Annotated in this window: 17 protein-coding genes; 9 read left to right on the plus strand and 8 right to left on the minus strand. The window is 43.8% G+C overall.

Going from position 1 to position 16,165, the window contains the following annotated elements; genetic code table 11:
- Positions 1 to 203: glycerate kinase (locus VIN08_RS07140; protein ID WP_331962354.1), on the minus strand; the 203-nt coding region annotated here is incomplete at its 3' end.
- A gap of 50 nt (positions 204 to 253) precedes the next feature.
- Positions 254 to 1,453, minus strand: a complete 1,200-nt coding sequence (locus tag VIN08_RS07145) for a molybdopterin molybdotransferase MoeA (RefSeq protein WP_331962357.1) — start codon at positions 1,451 to 1,453, stop codon at positions 254 to 256.
- Between the two features lie 37 nt (positions 1,454 to 1,490).
- Here VIN08_RS07145 and moaC point away from each other — a divergent pair, with 37 nt between their 5' ends.
- Genes moaC through VIN08_RS07160 form a run of 3 tightly spaced genes read left to right on the plus strand, consistent with a single transcriptional unit; the run spans position 1,491 to position 3,346 of the window.
- Complete coding sequence (gene moaC / locus VIN08_RS07150) at positions 1,491 to 1,970, plus strand: cyclic pyranopterin monophosphate synthase MoaC (protein WP_331962360.1); 480 nt, start codon at positions 1,491 to 1,493, stop codon at positions 1,968 to 1,970.
- 10 nt (positions 1,971 to 1,980) lie between these two features.
- Complete coding sequence (locus VIN08_RS07155; protein ID WP_331962363.1) at positions 1,981 to 2,772, plus strand: ion transporter; 792 nt, start codon at positions 1,981 to 1,983, stop codon at positions 2,770 to 2,772.
- On the plus strand, positions 2,765 to 3,346 hold the full coding sequence (locus VIN08_RS07160) for an NTP transferase domain-containing protein (protein ID WP_331962366.1): 582 nt from the start codon (positions 2,765 to 2,767) through the stop codon (positions 3,344 to 3,346). Before VIN08_RS07155 ends, VIN08_RS07160 begins: the two co-directional genes overlap by 8 nt.
- 1,009 nt (positions 3,347 to 4,355) lie before the next feature.
- Here VIN08_RS07160 and VIN08_RS07165 read toward each other — a convergent pair.
- Both VIN08_RS07165 and VIN08_RS07170 read right to left on the minus strand, forming a co-directional pair.
- Positions 4,356 to 4,784, minus strand: coding sequence for a molybdenum cofactor biosynthesis protein MoaE (locus VIN08_RS07165; protein WP_331962369.1), 429 nt, complete (start codon positions 4,782 to 4,784; stop codon positions 4,356 to 4,358).
- A 108-nt stretch (positions 4,785 to 4,892) separates the two neighbouring features.
- Positions 4,893 to 5,135: a MoaD/ThiS family protein gene (locus VIN08_RS07170; RefSeq protein WP_331962372.1), complete on the minus strand. Its 243-nt coding sequence runs from the start codon at positions 5,133 to 5,135 to the stop codon at positions 4,893 to 4,895.
- Positions 5,136 to 5,301: 166 nt separating this feature from the next.
- On the opposite strand from VIN08_RS07170, the gene moaA reads away from it, so the two are divergent.
- The 3 genes from moaA to VIN08_RS07185 are packed head-to-tail and all read left to right on the plus strand — an operon-like array spanning position 5,302 to position 7,638.
- Positions 5,302 to 6,294, plus strand: coding sequence for a GTP 3',8-cyclase MoaA (gene moaA / locus VIN08_RS07175; RefSeq protein WP_331962375.1), 993 nt, complete (start codon positions 5,302 to 5,304; stop codon positions 6,292 to 6,294).
- 60 nt (positions 6,295 to 6,354) lie between these two features.
- Positions 6,355 to 6,870, plus strand: a complete 516-nt coding sequence (locus tag VIN08_RS07180) for a hypothetical protein (RefSeq protein WP_331962378.1) — start codon at positions 6,355 to 6,357, stop codon at positions 6,868 to 6,870.
- Positions 6,871 to 6,879: 9 nt separating this feature from the next.
- A complete protein-coding gene (locus tag VIN08_RS07185; protein ID WP_331962381.1) occupies positions 6,880 to 7,638 on the plus strand; it encodes a sulfite exporter TauE/SafE family protein in 759 nt (252 codons plus the stop codon).
- On the opposite strand, the gene VIN08_RS07190 is transcribed toward VIN08_RS07185, so the two are convergent.
- Positions 7,613 to 7,966 carry a hypothetical protein gene (locus VIN08_RS07190; RefSeq protein WP_331962384.1) on the minus strand — a complete coding sequence of 118 codons (354 nt, stop codon included), beginning with the start codon at positions 7,964 to 7,966 and terminating at the stop codon, positions 7,613 to 7,615. The two genes, VIN08_RS07185 and VIN08_RS07190, sit on opposite strands and share 26 nt — an antisense overlap.
- Before the next feature lie 116 nt (positions 7,967 to 8,082).
- On the opposite strand from VIN08_RS07190, the gene VIN08_RS07195 reads away from it, so the two are divergent.
- A complete protein-coding gene (locus VIN08_RS07195; RefSeq protein WP_331962387.1) occupies positions 8,083 to 10,521 on the plus strand; it encodes a YfhO family protein in 2,439 nt (812 codons plus the stop codon).
- Between the two features lie 156 nt (positions 10,522 to 10,677).
- Here the strand turns inward: VIN08_RS07195 and mdh are convergent, their stop codons facing one another.
- Both mdh and tilS read right to left on the minus strand, forming a co-directional pair.
- Entirely contained in the window at positions 10,678 to 11,607 is a 930-nt protein-coding gene (gene mdh / locus VIN08_RS07200) for a malate dehydrogenase (protein WP_331962390.1), read from the minus strand.
- Between the two features lie 165 nt (positions 11,608 to 11,772).
- Positions 11,773 to 13,101: a tRNA lysidine(34) synthetase TilS gene (gene tilS, locus VIN08_RS07205; protein WP_331962393.1), complete on the minus strand. Its 1,329-nt coding sequence runs from the start codon at positions 13,099 to 13,101 to the stop codon at positions 11,773 to 11,775.
- Between the two features lie 59 nt (positions 13,102 to 13,160).
- Here tilS and VIN08_RS07210 point away from each other — a divergent pair, with 59 nt between their 5' ends.
- Together VIN08_RS07210 and VIN08_RS07215 are read left to right on the plus strand one after the other, a co-directional pair.
- Complete coding sequence (locus VIN08_RS07210) at positions 13,161 to 14,750, plus strand: OstA-like protein (RefSeq protein WP_331962396.1); 1,590 nt, start codon at positions 13,161 to 13,163, stop codon at positions 14,748 to 14,750.
- A 91-nt stretch (positions 14,751 to 14,841) separates the two neighbouring features.
- Positions 14,842 to 15,546: a T9SS type A sorting domain-containing protein gene (locus VIN08_RS07215; protein ID WP_331962399.1), complete on the plus strand. Its 705-nt coding sequence runs from the start codon at positions 14,842 to 14,844 to the stop codon at positions 15,544 to 15,546.
- Positions 15,547 to 15,554: 8 nt separating this feature from the next.
- Here the strand turns inward: VIN08_RS07215 and VIN08_RS07220 are convergent, their stop codons facing one another.
- Positions 15,555 to 15,929, minus strand: a complete 375-nt coding sequence (locus tag VIN08_RS07220) for a hypothetical protein (RefSeq protein ID WP_331962402.1) — start codon at positions 15,927 to 15,929, stop codon at positions 15,555 to 15,557.
- Positions 15,930 to 16,165 lie beyond the last annotated feature (236 nt).

A 16,165-nucleotide genomic window follows, 5' to 3' on the forward strand; every position in this document is an offset into this window, starting at 1 on the left:
GGATCGTGTACCGCTACCGTTGTGAACGACCCGTTACTAAACGTAGTGAGTAGTTCACAAGAACCTTCGCCTCCATCGGCAAGAGGTAATGAAAGGATGGTGTGTGATGGATTGATCTCTGCAATTGCACTCTGTACAATGGCACATACTTCCTGCGCGGTAAGCGAGCCTTTAAATTTATCGGGTGCCAGCAGGATCGTCATGGTATATATAGTGTGCTAACGGGTCAATCCAGGTATATATACTTTAACATTTATACCTGTATACGGAACGGATAGTATGGAAATACTTCTCCTGCCTCGAAGAAATCTTTATCGATGGGTAGCTCGAGGAAACCGGTTACGCGCTTCAGGTTGGCAAAATCGCCTGAGCCACCACCAGCATCCGGATAGGCCATCAATCTTCCTTCTTCATTTTTTACGGTTACTTGCAAAAAATAAGTGAGTTCAGGATTGAATTTAAAATCTTCTGCCAGCACAGCATATTGTTGTGTGGGTGCTACATGTAAACTCTTCCAGAGCCAGGGAAATACGTAGCGATAAAAACACATATAGGTTGATACGGGATTGCCCGGAAGCGCAAATACCACTTTACCTTTTTTAGAAGTGCCGAACCAGAAAGGTTTACCAGGCCGCTGACTCACCTGGTGAAAAAGTTTTTTCACCCCTATACTTTCCAGTGCCTCAGGTATAAAATCGAACTTGCCTTTTGAAACTCCTCCCGATACAATGAGTACATCGTGATCTTCAGCAATTACTTTTAATGAATCGATCACAAAATCCTTTTGATCATATAAATGATATTGTGTTCCTTCCCAACCTATATTTTTCATGGCAGCCTGAATGGCATAGGTGTTGGATCGTCTGATCTGGTATACTTCAGGTACTTCGTTTACCTCTACCAACTCATCGCCACTGGATATGATCGCTGCCCGCGGAAACGAAAACACCGGCACATCAGTCATACCAACGGATGCCAGCAACGCTATTTCCGAAGGCGAAAGAATTATACCGGGTGTAAGCAGCACTTCACCATGCCTGGCATCTTTACCCTGACCGTGAACATTCTGATTTTCTTCAACTTTATCAACCAGTATAATGGCCTTGTTACCCTGAATGGAAACATCTTCATAGCGAATAACGGTATCTGTACCTTCCGGCAATACAGCTCCGGTCATTACCTCCATGCAGTTCTGCACATCCTTTAAACTCTTCTGAGGCTGGCCTGCTCCCTGTGTCTGCTCCACATAAAATTCCCGTCTTCCGTTTTTCCATTCATCATACCAGATCGCGATGCCATCCATGGCTACTCGATCAAAAGGAGGAAAGTCGCGATCGGCCTTCACAGCCTCACCCAATACTCTTCCGGATGCATCGTTCAGGTCTACACGCGTAATAGCGGGTTTGAAACAATGCGACAGTACCAGGTCGGTGGCTTCTTCTACACGTACCATGTTCAATAATTATTAACTTTGTTTTGTCCGAAGATACATGAGTAAAAAGAAATTTACACACGTTTCGTCTAGCGGTCTTCCGCAGATGGTAAACGTATCTGATAAGAAAGTTACCCAGCGCATAGCCAAAGCACAGGCGATCATTCGGGTAAGTGATGCCATTCTCAACCTCATCCAGCATGATGAACTGATCACCAAGAAAGGCCCGGTATTTCAAACGGCTATTATTGCCGGTGTGATGGGAGCAAAGCGAACAGCTGATCTTATACCGTTCTGTCATCCGATCGGTCTGGAAGATTGCCAGGTAAAGATTGCAGTGACAGGAAAGAAAATTGTGATCAATACGGAGGCAGTTATCACCGCCAAAACAGGTGTAGAGATGGAAGCACTCACAGCGGCTTCTATTGCTGCGCTCACCGTATATGATATGTGCAAGGCACTGTCGCACGATATTGTTATAGAAGAGATAAAGCTGATGGAGAAGTCGGGAGGTAAAAAAGATTTCAAACGCAGCTGATAGTATATATATGACGATTCGTAAAAGACTTTACCTGACACTCGAGCCTACTGAAAAAGGCGGCATCATCGAGCGCATCTTTGAGTTCTTCCTGGTATCGATCATTATCCTGAATATACTGGCGGTTATGCTGGATTCAGTAGAAGATATACGGGGGAAATATGATACCCTGTTTGTTAACTTCGAATACTTTACCATCATCTTCTTTACGGTGGAATATATAGCGCGCATTTATTCGATCGTAGAGAACCCGGAATATAGCGATCCGATAAAAGGTCGCATCCGGTTTATGACGCGGCCGCTGGCGATTATCGATCTGCTGGCATTTCTGCCATTCTACTTTGTATTTCTGGACCTGCGCTTTCTGCGGATATTCCGACTCATGTCGCTTTTCCGGCTCTTCAAGATTGCCCGTTATCTGCATGCACTGAAGATTTTCAAAAAGGTATTGACCGATCGTAAAGAACAGCTTATACTCAGTTTTCTATTTATACTCTTTGTGCTCGCTATCATTTCATTTGTTATGTTCTATGCTGAGCATGAGGCACAACCTGATAAGTTTAGCAGTATACCCGCTACAATGTGGTGGGGCATTGCCACGATCACTACAGTAGGCTATGGCGATATGGTGCCCGTTACAGCACTTGGTAAATTTCTGGGAGGCTTATTCGCTATAGCAGGTGTGGGATTACTGGCTCTACCAGCCGGTATATTGTCATCCGGTTTTTTTGAATTACTGCACGTAGACCGGCCAAAAGAAATAAAGAAATGTCCGCACTGCGGAAAAGATATACATGAGTGATGCATCGCCTATATATGGTCTGGTGCTGGCAGGTGGCAGAAGTTCGCGCATGGGTCACGATAAATCATTGATAGACTATCATGGGAAATCGCAGCGCGAATACCTCACGGAGATACTAAGTATATTTTGTGAAAAGGTATTTGTGTCCTGCAAAACAACGGATGGCCTACCGGCTCATCTACATCCGCTGCCTGATCAGTTTACAATCGATAGTCCGCTAAATGGGATTCTCTCCGCCTTTCAGCATAACCATGAAGTTGCCTGGCTCACTATGCCGGTAGACATGCCTTTTGTAGATGAAGCTGTGTTACGTTTTTTGATTGAACATCGCGATCAAACAAAAGCGGCTACCTGTTTTTACGATTCTGATGGAAAGGAACCTGAACCTTTGCTCGCTATCTGGGAAGCCACCTGTAATAAACCGTTATTCGATTACTATAAAATGGGAGCGATCAGTCCGCGGGGTTTTCTGAAACAACAGCACATCAACCTGCTCGAAGCTCCGGATAAACGTATTCATCAAAACATCAATACCAGCGAAGAGCTGGATCGCTATCGCGATAACAAGCTATAGATGTATAAGTATAGATTATGAAATTGCGCTTATACGTTCCGTTGTAACATCAGAATTTGTCGTTGATCTATATATAGCGTCTTTATAAATATATTTTTCAGTATACATGTTGCAACGTTAGGAGGGGGCATGTATAGCGTAAAAACATGCTGTATAACTCACTAAAAATGGAATGAGTAATCACGTTTTGTTGATTTTATTGCCGGGTATATAGCAAGGCTTGAACGTCATTATGTTTAAGTGTAGCAATTTTTGAACAACTGGTAATCAAAATATAAATCTCCCAATAGAATCTTACGCATACCGATGTAAGAGGAATGCTATACCCCGGTGAATCATTCATGAAGGGTAAAATACTACAGAACAGGTATAGCATGATCAATAATACCTCGTTAAAGATTTAATTGTAGACGTCTAAAAGCTTCAGGATCAGTCAATGGTTTGCATAAAGCTATTTTTCTTCCTGTATTTTTCCGGTATAGGTGGCAGTGGGTATAGTAACAAGCGGTTCATTACAGAATAGCTTGAGTGTTATCACCTGATTAAGGTATATAAAAGCGCAGGAAAAGAATGAAAGAAAATCATTTATACAGATTTATTACATCCTGATCATTCGCGCATCTTTCCACTCTTTTAGAGTTTACATGTATTTAGATTGTGATCAAATTTTATTGGTGTATGAAGCCAATCGCTAAGCCGCACTCTAATCGTATTCATCGCGACCTGATTATTGTGCTGATCGCAAGTCTGGTGGCAGCCATAACCTTGGTATCGGCTGCTGTGATGTTGATCGGATAAAATAAAAGGAGGCGTTGTGGTGCCTCCTTTATTTTTTATTTTGTCTCCCGCAGATCTCGCAGATTTTCACAGATTAATGCGTAGTGCAAATTTGAGTGTATTGCGGACTCCTGCTTTTTATCTAAGTATTGAGCAGATTCTAGGTGAGTATTGATACTATATATTTCCTCGTATTCATCTGCGTAAATCTGCGAGATCTGCTGGAAAGAAATTACGAATTAACAGCTACTTCCGGGCGTGCGGAGATCCATTCTTCTCCGTCTTCAAATACTTCCTTCTTCCAGATCGGTACCTTCTCTTTCAGCGTATCCATAATATACTGGCATGCTTCAAAAGAATCTCTGCGATGTGGTGTTGATACTGCCACTGCCACCGCCACTTCACCAGGTTTTAATGTACCGATGCGATGGCTCACCGCCCACCCTAACAAAGGCCATCGGTGTGAAGCATCGTCTATAATTTTTCTGATCTCAGATACAGCCATGGTTTCGTATGCCTCATACTCCAACCATACTACATTTTTCCCGTGAGCATTATTTCGCACGGTACCTACAAACACATTAACAGCTCCGGCACTGAGGCTCGAAGCTGTATCAATGACTTTCTGAACGTCAATTGGTTTCTCGGTGATCTTGATCATGTTCTTCTTAAAGGTTGGTTGAACATTTTTTGTGAAGGAACATTAAGTTACTTATTTGCGAGGGAAATATCAAGTAGATATTGTGAGCTGTGTATAGCATTACCTCTGTTATCCTCCGCTTACAGGTGGTATCAATGCAATTTCATCGCCTTCGCTCAGTATAGATGCATCTTCTGCATAACTGTTGTTAACAGCAATGAGTAGCGAACGAAGGCCGGTAAGTTTAGGATATTTTTCAAGTAATGCCGTGCGTAATTCACCCACTGTTTTCCCGGAAGCCTCAACGACCGTTTCCTTCCCACCAAGAATATCTTTCGTAATACCGAAAGCTCTAACCCGGAATGTATTCATGCGTTTTAGTTTTCTATCTCTCTGTTCAAATATCAAACAAATTTCCCATGCCCAAACACAAATTCAAAACGTTTCTGTATAAGCGCGAATTTTTGCCTGCTATAGTTTGTATTTTGTTTGTAATTTGTGCTTTGCTTTTATACGTACATCATAACACGCAGGCTTTTTGACACTGTTCGATAACCATAACAGACCCATCAACTACCTTCGGCTGGCTGTAACCGATCGCTGCAACCTGCGTTGTTTTTATTGTATGCCCGAAGAAGGCATTCATTATCTGCCCAAGAAAGAGCTGCTTACCTTCGAAGAGATTTACCGGTTGGTTTCGTTGTTTGCTTCCATGGGTGTTACGAAAGTACGCCTCACCGGTGGCGAGCCGTTTGTGCGCACGGACCTGATGAAACTGATTCGCTCCATCGTAGAGATACCGGGCATCAAAGACCTGCACCTTACTACCAATGGTATACTTACCTCTGCATTTATACCCGAGCTTAAAAAACTGGGTATCGCTTCCGTAAACCTGAGTCTGGATACTCTCGATCGCCAGCGCTTCAAAGCGATAACAAGACGCGATGAATTTGAGCCGGTAATGAAAACACTGGAGCAACTGCTGAAAGAAGAAATACCGGTAAAGATCAATGCAGTGGTAATGGACGGAAAAAATATTGAAGACATTCTCCCGCTGGTTGAACTCACGCGTAATAACAAAGTAGATGTTCGCTTCATTGAAGAGATGCCTTTTAATGGTGAGGGAAGTCATTACCCGGTGTTGAGCTGGACCTATAAAAAGATCGTCAGCTATATACAGGAGCATCATCCTGACCTGCACAAGTTGCACGATGCCGATAACTCTACTTCCTATAATTATACCATACCGGGCTATACAGGAACCATTGGTGTAATAGCAGCTTTTAGTCGCACGTTTTGTGGAACCTGTAATCGCATTCGTCTTACGGCACAGGGTGTATTGAAGACCTGCTTGTACGACAACGGTGTGTTGGATATAAAAGCGTTGCTCCGTTCAGGTGTTTCAGATGATGAGGTGAAAGAAAAACTACTATATGCTTTCCGTCATCGTGTCAAAGACGGATTTGAGGCAGAAGCAAAACGAAGCGATCACTTGCCGGTACACGAATCGATGTCTACCATTGGTGGATAATGATCGGGAGACGTTGATGTTTATTATTACCTTTCTCTATAACTGATTTAATCGCTACACATGCGCGGTATTTTTATAGCAGCAATTCTTTTGATAGTAGTGGCCAACGGTTTTGCGCAGGAAACACTCAAACCGACAATCTCTTTTACCATAAGCGGTAAAGTAAAATCGCCAAAAACATTTTCGTGGGAAGAGATACGAAAATTTAAAGTATATAACCTGGGCGATATTGAAATTACCAATCACAAAGGCGAAGTTAAAGGAACAGCCAAAGATCTGAGCGGTATATTGCTGCGCGATCTTTTGCAATCTATAGAACTGGATGCCGAGAGCCCGAAAGTGTTAAGTGAATATTATTTTACCTGCCAGGCTGCTGACGGATATAAGGTAGTATACTCCTGGAACGAACTGTTCAATACAGCCGTAGGTAATAGTGTATATATAGTTACCGTAAAAGAAAATCAGGCTGCCGATAAGTTGAATGAAAGTATACTCATGATCTCCACACAGGACATTCGCACGGGCAGACGATATGTAAAAAATCTGCAATCCATTATTGTTCGCAGAACCGAGTAATTTTCTTCTATGGATTTTTATCAGCTGGTACTCATTGGAAGTTTTTTTCTCATCGCCCTGGTATATGCCTCGGTTGGTTTTGGCGGAGGGTCGAGTTACCTCGCTATATTGGCACAACCCGTATTCTTATTATCACAAGATGTTATTCGCCCTACAGCATTACTGTGTAATATTATTGTAGTAACGGCAGGAACAATCATCTTCTATCGCGAAGGTAAAATTGTGTGGAAAGAAGTGTGGCCGTTTCTTATTGTGAGTATACCGATGGCCTATATCGGTGGCTTCTGGAAATTGAAAGACGATACCTTCTTTGTACTGTTGGGTATAACGTTGCTGATCGCTGCTATACTCTTGTGGATTCAGCCCGAGAGAATCGCATCTTCGAAGAAGAGAAATTACAACACCACCGGCACAAACATAGCACTTGGTGGAGGTATCGGTTTTTTATCCGGACTGGTTAGTATAGGAGGAGGAATCTTTCTCTCACCTGTGTTGCACTTTCTTCGCTGGGCCGATGCACGGAAGATATCGGCACTGGCCAGTTTATTTATACTGGTAAATTCGATCAGCGGTCTTGCCGGACAATTTCAGGCAGGTCTTCCTGGTATATCCTGGAAATTTATACTGCCGTTGCTCGCAGCAGTATTTCTGGGTGGACAGATCGGTTCGCGATTAGGTGCACAGAAATTCAAGCCGCTATATATCAAACGCATTACTGCTGTATTGATCCTGGTTGCTGCGATCAATATCCTGAAGGACCATTTGTAGGCAGGGTACTTTTCTTTACCGTTTTGTGTATCAGCATGAATAAACCGACTGCAAACATCAGGTGGCTTAAAACGCTAACAATACCTACAGGTATAGAGAAACGATCATAGACGGCCATCACATCCATATCAAGGTGCCGAAGTATAGGGATGCCGAGACTATAAAATGACTGCGTGAATAATGAGACCAGGCTTCCCAATGCCATCAGGTATCCGTCTGCAGATGAACGTCTGCTGACGTAGTAAAGGCTGGCTGTCAGTATGAGTATTGTTGGTAACAGTCCCAGCAGACCCTGAATGATAAACGGGAGCATCTCGATCCAATCCATAGAAATAATAAATTGATTACAGACGCAAAATAAAGATTCATTCGGGAGTATCCACAATCCTTCCTATTTTGCGCGACTGACATTCCTAGGTGTCTTGTATTAATGATCTTTAACGCATGAAAAAAATCAAATTCACCGAGCAAGTGCTCCCACACCTTGTGGCCATTGGTGTATTCCTGGTTGTAACGGTATTTTTCTTCAACCCGGTATTCTTCGATAACAAGACGATTAATCAATACGATATTCAGCAATGGGAGGGATCTTCCAAAGCGCTTCGCGATTATCGTGATAAAACCGGTGATGAAGGTTTGTGGGCAGAGTCGATGTTCAGTGGTATGCCGGCTTACCTGGTAAATACACATTGGAGCAACGGACCGGTGGCATTTGTAAAACGTGTTATGTCGCTTTCGCTGCCACACCCGGTAGCCAACATCTTCCTGGCATTTCTCAGCTACTATATTATGCTGTTGGCTTTTCGCGTGCGACCGTACCTGGCCATTGGCGGAGCTATAGCGTTCGGGTTATCGTCTTACATGATCATTGGTATAGCAGCGGGGCACAACGCACGTGTAGGAGCTATAGCGTTTATGCCACTGGTAATGGCCGGTATTCACCTGGCATTTTCCGGTAAAAAGATACTGGGCTTTGGTGTTACAACGGCCGGGCTGGCGCTTCACCTGAAAGAGAATCACTTACAGATAACATATTATATGCTGATTATTGTACTGGTTTATGGACTGGTGCAATTGATCAATTTTATCAGGGAGAAAAAGGTAGCCGACTTCTTTACAACGGTTGGTATACTGGTAGTGGCGGCAGTCATTGCCGTGGGCTCGTTTATCGGGCCAATGTGGGCCGTAACAGAATATAGCGAGTACTCGATACGCGGTAAAACGCAGCTTACACCTCCCAATGTAAAAGAAGCTGGCAGCGGACTAAGCAAAGAATATGCGTTCGACTATAGCTACGGTATATTAGAACCGATGACGCTGCTGGTGCCGAACTTCTACGGGGGCAGCAGCTCTAACTTTTTGGTGCAAGACCCAAAGAGCGAAGTGTATACAGCGCTCTCACGTTCGGGCGATGAGCGTATGGCCAATCAACTGGCCCAGTATACTTCAGCCTACTGGGGTATAAATCCTGCCAACGCACCTTATTATGGCGGTGCCGTTATTTTCTTCCTGTTTGTATTAGGGCTGGCTTTTGCCGATAAGAAATATATATGGTGGCTGGTGCCGGTAATCATATTCGGTATAGTAGCAAGCTGGGGCGATAGCTTTAAATCATTCAACTACTTTTTGTTCGATCACCTGCCGGGCTATAATAAATTCAGGTCGGTAACTTTTATGCTCATCATGGCGCTCTTCGCTATGCCGTTGCTGGGTATGCTGGGACTTGAAAAACTTTTTGAAGCCGGTATAGATAAAACGGTTAAGAAAAAACTGCTCGTGGTGCTGGGTGCAACGGGAGGGCTGTGCGTATTGTTGCTGCTGTTCGGCAGCATGATGGCGTTTATGACTCCCGATGAAGCGCAATTGCCTTCATGGTTTAGCAGTGCACTGGCAGATGATCGCAAAAGTTTATTCAGAGGCGATGTATTCCGGGCGCTTGCGTTTATTATAGTAACATTTGCTGCGGTATATTTTGATATAAGCAAACGGTTTTCACCAATGGCATTCTATGCCTTTCTGATCCTGGTGATTACGATAGATCTTTCTACTGTTGATAAGCGCTTCTTTGCGAAAGATAAATTTCAACGCAAGCGCGAGAACACACTCTTTACCATGACGGAAGCCGATAAAGAGATATTAAAAGATAAATCGCACTACCGGGTATATAATCTGCAGAATGCTTTTGCCGAAGCACGCACATCGTATTATCACAATTCCATCGGTGGTTATCACGGTGTAAAGATGAGACGCTACCAGGACTTGTACGACACTTGTTTATATGCAGAAACGAATCGTTTCATTCGCGATGTGCAGAGTGGTACGCCTGATTTTACGGCCTATAGTGTTATGAACATGCTGAATGTAAAATATATAGTATTCGGTCCCGATCGTTCCAACATCATCCCGAACCCTGCGGCCAATGGTAATGCATGGTTTGTAAAGGAAGTGGTAACGGTAAATACACCGTTGGAAGAAATCAAAAACACCTGCTCGGTAAACACGCATGATAAAGCCGTGATCGATGGCTCGAAGTTTAAAGTGGAAACTGTAAAAGCTGATACTACCGCTTCTATACAATTAACCGATCATAATCCGAATTACCAGAAATACGAAAGTCAGTCAACCGAAAACGGATTGGCTGTATTCTCAGAGTTATACTATCCGAAAGGCTGGAAAGCTTTCGTAGATGGAAAAGAAACCAATATTGTTTGTGCCGATTATGTATTGCGTGCTGTGCAGGTGCCGGCCGGTAAACACGTTGTAGAATTTAAGTTTGAACCAGCCGCGTATTATACCGGTAACAAAATAACGATGATCTCTTCGTGGCTGATGCTGGTAGTGCTGCTGGGCAGCGTAGTATATAGCGTGAGGAAGGAAAATTAATTCAGTTATTCGTTACACGTTAATGGTTATCTGTAAAAGACAACGATTAACGTGTAACAATTAACAGTTATACTATATTTTTTGCTGTAGTGAGATACACTCAATCTTTCTGCCTGCGCCTGCCAGCGGCTTGTAGCTGAAAGCTAGCGGCTATTTCTATCCCAGTTTCTCCAATACGTCCATCACCTCTTTCACAGCCTTGCGGCTTGATTCGAGCAGTGCACGTTCTTCAGAGTTGAGGTCAAGTTCAATAACGCGTTCAATTCCGTTCTTGCCTAAAATTACCGGCACACCGAGGTAGCAGTCTTTTATACCATACTCGCCATCGAGTTTGATGCATACCGGGAATACTCTGCGCTGATCTTTTACAATGGCTTCTACCATTTGTGCTGCAGCAGAACCGGGAGCATACCAGGCCGATGTACCCATCAGTTTTACCAGCTCGCCACCACCTACTTTGGTTCTTTCCAGAATGGCATTGAGTTTATCTTTGTCGATGAGTTCTGTTACCGGTATACCTGCTACCGTAGTATAGCGTGGCAGTGGTACCATCGTATCACCGTGGCCACCCAGCAGCACAGCCTGTATATCTTTAGGCGATACATTTAATGCTTCTGCCAGAAATGCACGGTAACGCGCAGTATCCAATATACCGGCCATACCAAATACTTTTGTGCGCGGAAGTTTGGATGTGAGGTGCGCCTGATACGTCATTACATCCAACGGATTGGATACAACGATGATGATGGCATGCGGAGAGTACTTGATGATATTTTCCGTTACAGACTTTACAATGCCTGCATTGGTACCGATAAGATCATCGCGGCTCATGCCCGGCTTGCGCGGAAGTCCGGAAGTGATCACCACCACATCGGAATTAGCAGACTTTGAATAATCATTCGTGGCACCGATGGTGCGGCTGTCATACAAATCGATGGGAGCCTTTTGCCAGATGTCTAAAGCCTTTCCTTCAGCAAGACCTTCTTTAATATCTACCAGCACGATTTCATTAGCCACCTCGCGATAGGCCAGTACATCGGCACATGTAGCGCCTACATTACCAGCGCCAACTACTGTTACTTTCATAAGAATAAAAATTTATGGGTTTGAATTGTGATGTCAGAGAAATTCACCGAACGGAGTTGATCAACCAGTATAGCATCAGGAGTCAGCACCATGTAACATAAGCAGGCATGAAGTTCTTGAACCTGCCGGGCACCAATTTAGGATACTACCTGTCAAAAAAAAATGTTATTCACTAAAATGTGGCGACACCACAAAGGAGATCACCTCGTGTGTTGCATCGGTAATTCTAAACCGGTTATCAATCCGGTGACCAGCTACCCATATAATTTCTCCCTGTGACTCGAGCACGGTAACGGCATCTTTATCCGCTACAGAGATCTTGCGGTCGATCAAAAAATCACTCACTTTTTTACGATGCTCCATCCCCAGCGGATAAAACGTATCACCGGGTTTCCACTTTCGCCATACCAATGGAAATATAATTTTGCCGGCATCGAGGGTTGCTTCGAAGGGGTTCAAAGATTTTTGTATGCCTTTGGATGAACGGATGCTCATATTCCATACACCCAATATTGCATCCGACTGATTTTTTTCAATCGTAAGGTCTTCCCATCCATCCTGTTGGCGGGTAACAATGAGTTGCTCGCGATCAACTGCAAGCTGATATAGGGGTGCAAAAAAACGCTTGCCCGATTGGCCGTGCAGTGACGATACTATATCTGTACACACATCGTAATTAAATCCATAGTCTTTCAGAAAACTCCAGAGTATAGATGCTTCGTGGGGGGCGCCCTGAAAATATTTTTTTTCAATGGTAATTCGGCCGGGCGATATAGTAACAAACTGTTTCTTCCAGGCATCCACTCCGGTATGAAACAAGGCGACCTCTCCGGATAATTTGTCCAGGCCTCGATGTATAGTATGTTCGAGAGAGGGATTGAGTTCTTTCAGTGAGGGTATAACTCTATGGCGAATATAGTTTCGCTGATAATCGTCCGTCTGGTTACTGCTGTCTTCACGCCAAAGTATACCGTGCTCTTTGGCATATACTTCTATCGATTCGCGCGTAGCAAAAAGCATCGGCCGGATAATGGTATTGTTTTTAACCGGTATACCGGTAAATCCTTCGAGCGAAGCTCCGTGTATCCAGTTGAGTAAGATGGTTTCGAGCGAATCATTCAGGTGATGCGCGGTGGCCAGTGAAGTAAACTTGTGTTGTATAACCAGTTCGTCAAACCATCTATACCGCAGCTCGCGTGCCGCCATCTGTATAGATACTTTATGAAATTCAGCAAAAGCAGCTGTATTGAATTGCGTGGTAAAGCAGGGTATATCCAGCTGAGCAGCGGCAGCTTTTACAAAAGCTTCATCGCCATCGGAGTCATGACCACGTAACTGAAAATTGCAATGCGCTACCGCGATGGAGTAGCCGGCCCGATGAAAAAGATGAAGCATGGCCATCGAATCAACGCCACCGCTAACCGCTAGCAGTACGCGGTCGGTATCCTGGCAAAGTGCGTGTTCACGAATATGGTTCAGAAATTGCTCTAGCACAGGCGCAAAGGTACTATTTACGATTTTAGAATTACGATTCGTAGCTTGCAGACGATTTTATGAAGATAAAACGAAGTATAACTCAGAAAGTTAAAAACGGAAAGCTGCGGGGCATCATGGTGTTTATGATGATCCTTATGCTGTCGGCCCCGGTATTGGCGCAAAAGAAAGTGAAGCTGAAGCAAGCCGATCAGTTGCGTGGCGGCCGGCTGGGTGATGAGCGTTTCGACCGGCTTATTGGTAATGTTATACTTACTCAAAACCAGACAACTATATATTGCGACTCCGCCTATTTTTTTAAGAAGCGAAATTTTGTGGAGGCCTTCGGGCGGGTAAAGATATTGGAGGGCGACTCGGTAACCATTACCGGACGCAAGCTGGAGTATGATGGCAATACCAAAAAAGCCAAGCTTCGCTCGAATGTTGTATTTGTGAAACTTGCAACGGCTACCCTATACACTGATTTCCTCGACTTTGACAGGAATACGAACATCGCCAACTATTTTAACAACGGCCGGTTGGTTGATAGCATCAATGTGTTAACCAGTAATAAAGGCTACTATAATGTTCACTCGAACCTGGCTTCCTTCAAGCGCGATGTACACGTAAAGAACCCGGACTATACCATGACGGCCGATAGTCTCCAGTATAATTCGCGATCGAAAATTATATACTTCGTAACACCCACTACGGTGGTGGATAAAGACAGCAGCACATTTGTATACGAGAAGGGATTTTATCAAACCACTTCCAAACAATCAGACCTGAAGCTGGGCTCTGCGGAAACGCAAGACTATAAACTGGATGCCGAGAATTACAAGCTCGATGACATTCGTAAAAAATATCTCTTCCGCAAAAATGTAGTGATGACCTATAAGAAAGAGAACCTCGTCATCTATGGACAGTCGGCAGATTATTACAAGAGCATCGGTATAGCCAAAGTATATGACAATGCGTATGTAGCGAAAGTTACTGATAACAACGATACACTTTTCATCTCGGCCGATACATTGGTTTCTATTGATAGTCCTGATCCTTCCAAGAAAAGATTGCTGGCCTATAACAATGTGAAGATTTATAAAACCGATATGCAGGGACTGGCGGATTCGCTGGAGTATAGATCGATGGATTCAACAATATACTTCTACAAAGATCCTATACTCTGGTCGCAGGATAACCAGATGACTGCTGACTCTATTCACATGCTCATCAAGAACAATTCGATCGACAGGATTTTTATGATCGCCAATTCTTTTGTGATCTCGCAGGATACACTCATCAACTTCAACCAGGTGAAGGGCAGGCGGATGACCACGTTCTTCAAGAACCAGAAGATCGATCATGTGGAGGTGATTGGTAACGGAGAGAGTTTATACTTTGCGCTGGATGAAAAGACCAATGCATCGATGGGTATGAATAAAATTATCTGTAGTAACATCACCATCCGCTTCAAAGAAGGTAAAGTAAACAACCTGAGTTTCTATGTTAAGCCGGAGGCGAGTTTTATACCTCCCCACGAATTGAAAATAGAAGACACCAAGCTGAAAGGATTTTCGTGGCGAGGAAAGGAAAAGCCTAAGCGTGAAGACGTTGTAAAAGAACCTGTTGCAAGTGATAATGTGAAGTTGGAGGAGCGTAAACGTTTGTGATGTTAAATAAATGTTGCGCCTAACGAAAAATTTTTAAATCTATTATGACAATCCACATAAATGTTTAAATTTTGTAGCATATGTGGTTTCTATGAGAAAGATCTTGTTGTTGGCGATGATCACAATCCTTACCCGGGTTTCATTCGGGCAGGGATTTGAAGTCGTTAATATGCAGGATACCTACCGCGGAATGATCGGAGAAACCATTAAAGCTCCTATCCGCTTCAAGAATACTTCCGATAAAACCATTACCCTCATTATCCGGAAAGTGGATGCCCAGATTGGCAGTACCCAAAAGAATTTTTTCTGTCTTGATAACAACTGCCTCGATCAAAAAACAGAAGACTATATATTGAAAGTTGATCCGGGACAAACCATCAGCAGTTTTCAGATAGCCCTGGAGGCCGGACTGGTTTCAGGCGAAAGTACCGTGCGCTATGTAGCCTATAGCAAATCGCACCCTAGCCAGGCCGTTGAGTTCACGGTAAATTTCAGTGTAGAAGAAAAAGCCGAGAAGCAAAGCCTGTATACTTCCCGCTTCATCGACCTGCACGATGTATACCCTAATCCCGTGACAGACAATGCATTTGTTGAGTATAAAATTCTCAACGAGCAGGTAAAGGCCAAGATCATCATGCACAACCTGCTGGGCAATCCCGTAGGCGATTATCCGCTTCCATCAACCGAAAACCGCGTTCGCATCAAGGTGGATGAACTCAGCGCAGGTATATATTTCTATACTCTTTACCTCGATAACGAGGGCGTAATGACACGCAAGCTTATCGTTAAGAAATAAGAGCTCTGCTAAGTATTCTGGCAGGTAAACACTTCGCTCCACCCATACACAGATTTGTTGCTATACCCGGTGAAGGCTAATGTGCCGGGGATGTTTGTTGCTTTTCCTGTTAAGCGCATACGGGCAGAATCGAAATGGCATTCGATATAGCCCCTGTCATTGAAGAAATAATTTCCTTCAGCACGGTCGTTGATGATTTGCTCTATATCGTAATCGTCCATGGGGGAGAGTGGATCAACTACTTCACTCCAGTATTTCACAACGCCATTATTCCGGAATTGAATACAGCTACGATAGACGATACAAAAAAAGATGCCGCCAGCATGCAGTTCTGCGCTTGCTTTCAGCCCGGAGAAATAAATTTTATCCAGTTCTATCCCCATAAAAATCAAAGGAAAAGAACCAATGAACCGCGTCCTGACAGGATTCGCCAGTTAATTCTTGTAAGCGGATGCCATTCCCTCTTACCGGTGGCCCAAATCCAAACTTTTTCTCCTGTCATTGCATCCTATTTGCGTAAAAACAGCGTTTTTCTGTTCTAAACTCTTATACTATATTTGCGGGCTTATGCGGAATCTATCAGCGTCAATCTTTATTATTTTCATCCTGCTGGCCGGGG

It is taken from the genome of Ohtaekwangia sp., assembly GCF_036568665.1.
Taxonomy (GTDB): domain Bacteria; phylum Bacteroidota; class Bacteroidia; order Cytophagales; family Cyclobacteriaceae; genus Ohtaekwangia.

Coding starts and splice junctions, on each gene's coding strand:
- VIN08_RS07165 (WP_331962369.1), bottom strand. CDS start 4,784: ATGATCAAGATCACCGAGAAACCAATTGACGTTCAGAAAGTCATTGAT.
- VIN08_RS07155 (WP_331962363.1), top strand. CDS start 1,981: ATGACGATTCGTAAAAGACTTTACCTGACACTCGAGCCTACTGAAAAA.
- VIN08_RS07185 (WP_331962381.1), top strand. CDS start 6,880: ATGGATTTTTATCAGCTGGTACTCATTGGAAGTTTTTTTCTCATCGCC.
- VIN08_RS07180 (WP_331962378.1), top strand. CDS start 6,355: ATGCGCGGTATTTTTATAGCAGCAATTCTTTTGATAGTAGTGGCCAAC.
- VIN08_RS07220 (WP_331962402.1), bottom strand. CDS start 15,929: ATGGGGATAGAACTGGATAAAATTTATTTCTCCGGGCTGAAAGCAAGC.
- VIN08_RS07160 (WP_331962366.1), top strand. CDS start 2,765: ATGAGTGATGCATCGCCTATATATGGTCTGGTGCTGGCAGGTGGCAGA.
- VIN08_RS07210 (WP_331962396.1), top strand. CDS start 13,161: ATGAAGATAAAACGAAGTATAACTCAGAAAGTTAAAAACGGAAAGCTG.
- moaC (WP_331962360.1), top strand. CDS start 1,491: ATGAGTAAAAAGAAATTTACACACGTTTCGTCTAGCGGTCTTCCGCAG.
- VIN08_RS07190 (WP_331962384.1), bottom strand. CDS start 7,966: ATGGATTGGATCGAGATGCTCCCGTTTATCATTCAGGGTCTGCTGGGA.
- VIN08_RS07215 (WP_331962399.1), top strand. CDS start 14,842: ATGAGAAAGATCTTGTTGTTGGCGATGATCACAATCCTTACCCGGGTT.
- mdh (WP_331962390.1), bottom strand. CDS start 11,607: ATGAAAGTAACAGTAGTTGGCGCTGGTAATGTAGGCGCTACATGTGCC.
- VIN08_RS07195 (WP_331962387.1), top strand. CDS start 8,083: ATGAAAAAAATCAAATTCACCGAGCAAGTGCTCCCACACCTTGTGGCC.
- VIN08_RS07145 (WP_331962357.1), bottom strand. CDS start 1,453: ATGGTACGTGTAGAAGAAGCCACCGACCTGGTACTGTCGCATTGTTTC.
- VIN08_RS07170 (WP_331962372.1), bottom strand. CDS start 5,135: ATGAATACATTCCGGGTTAGAGCTTTCGGTATTACGAAAGATATTCTT.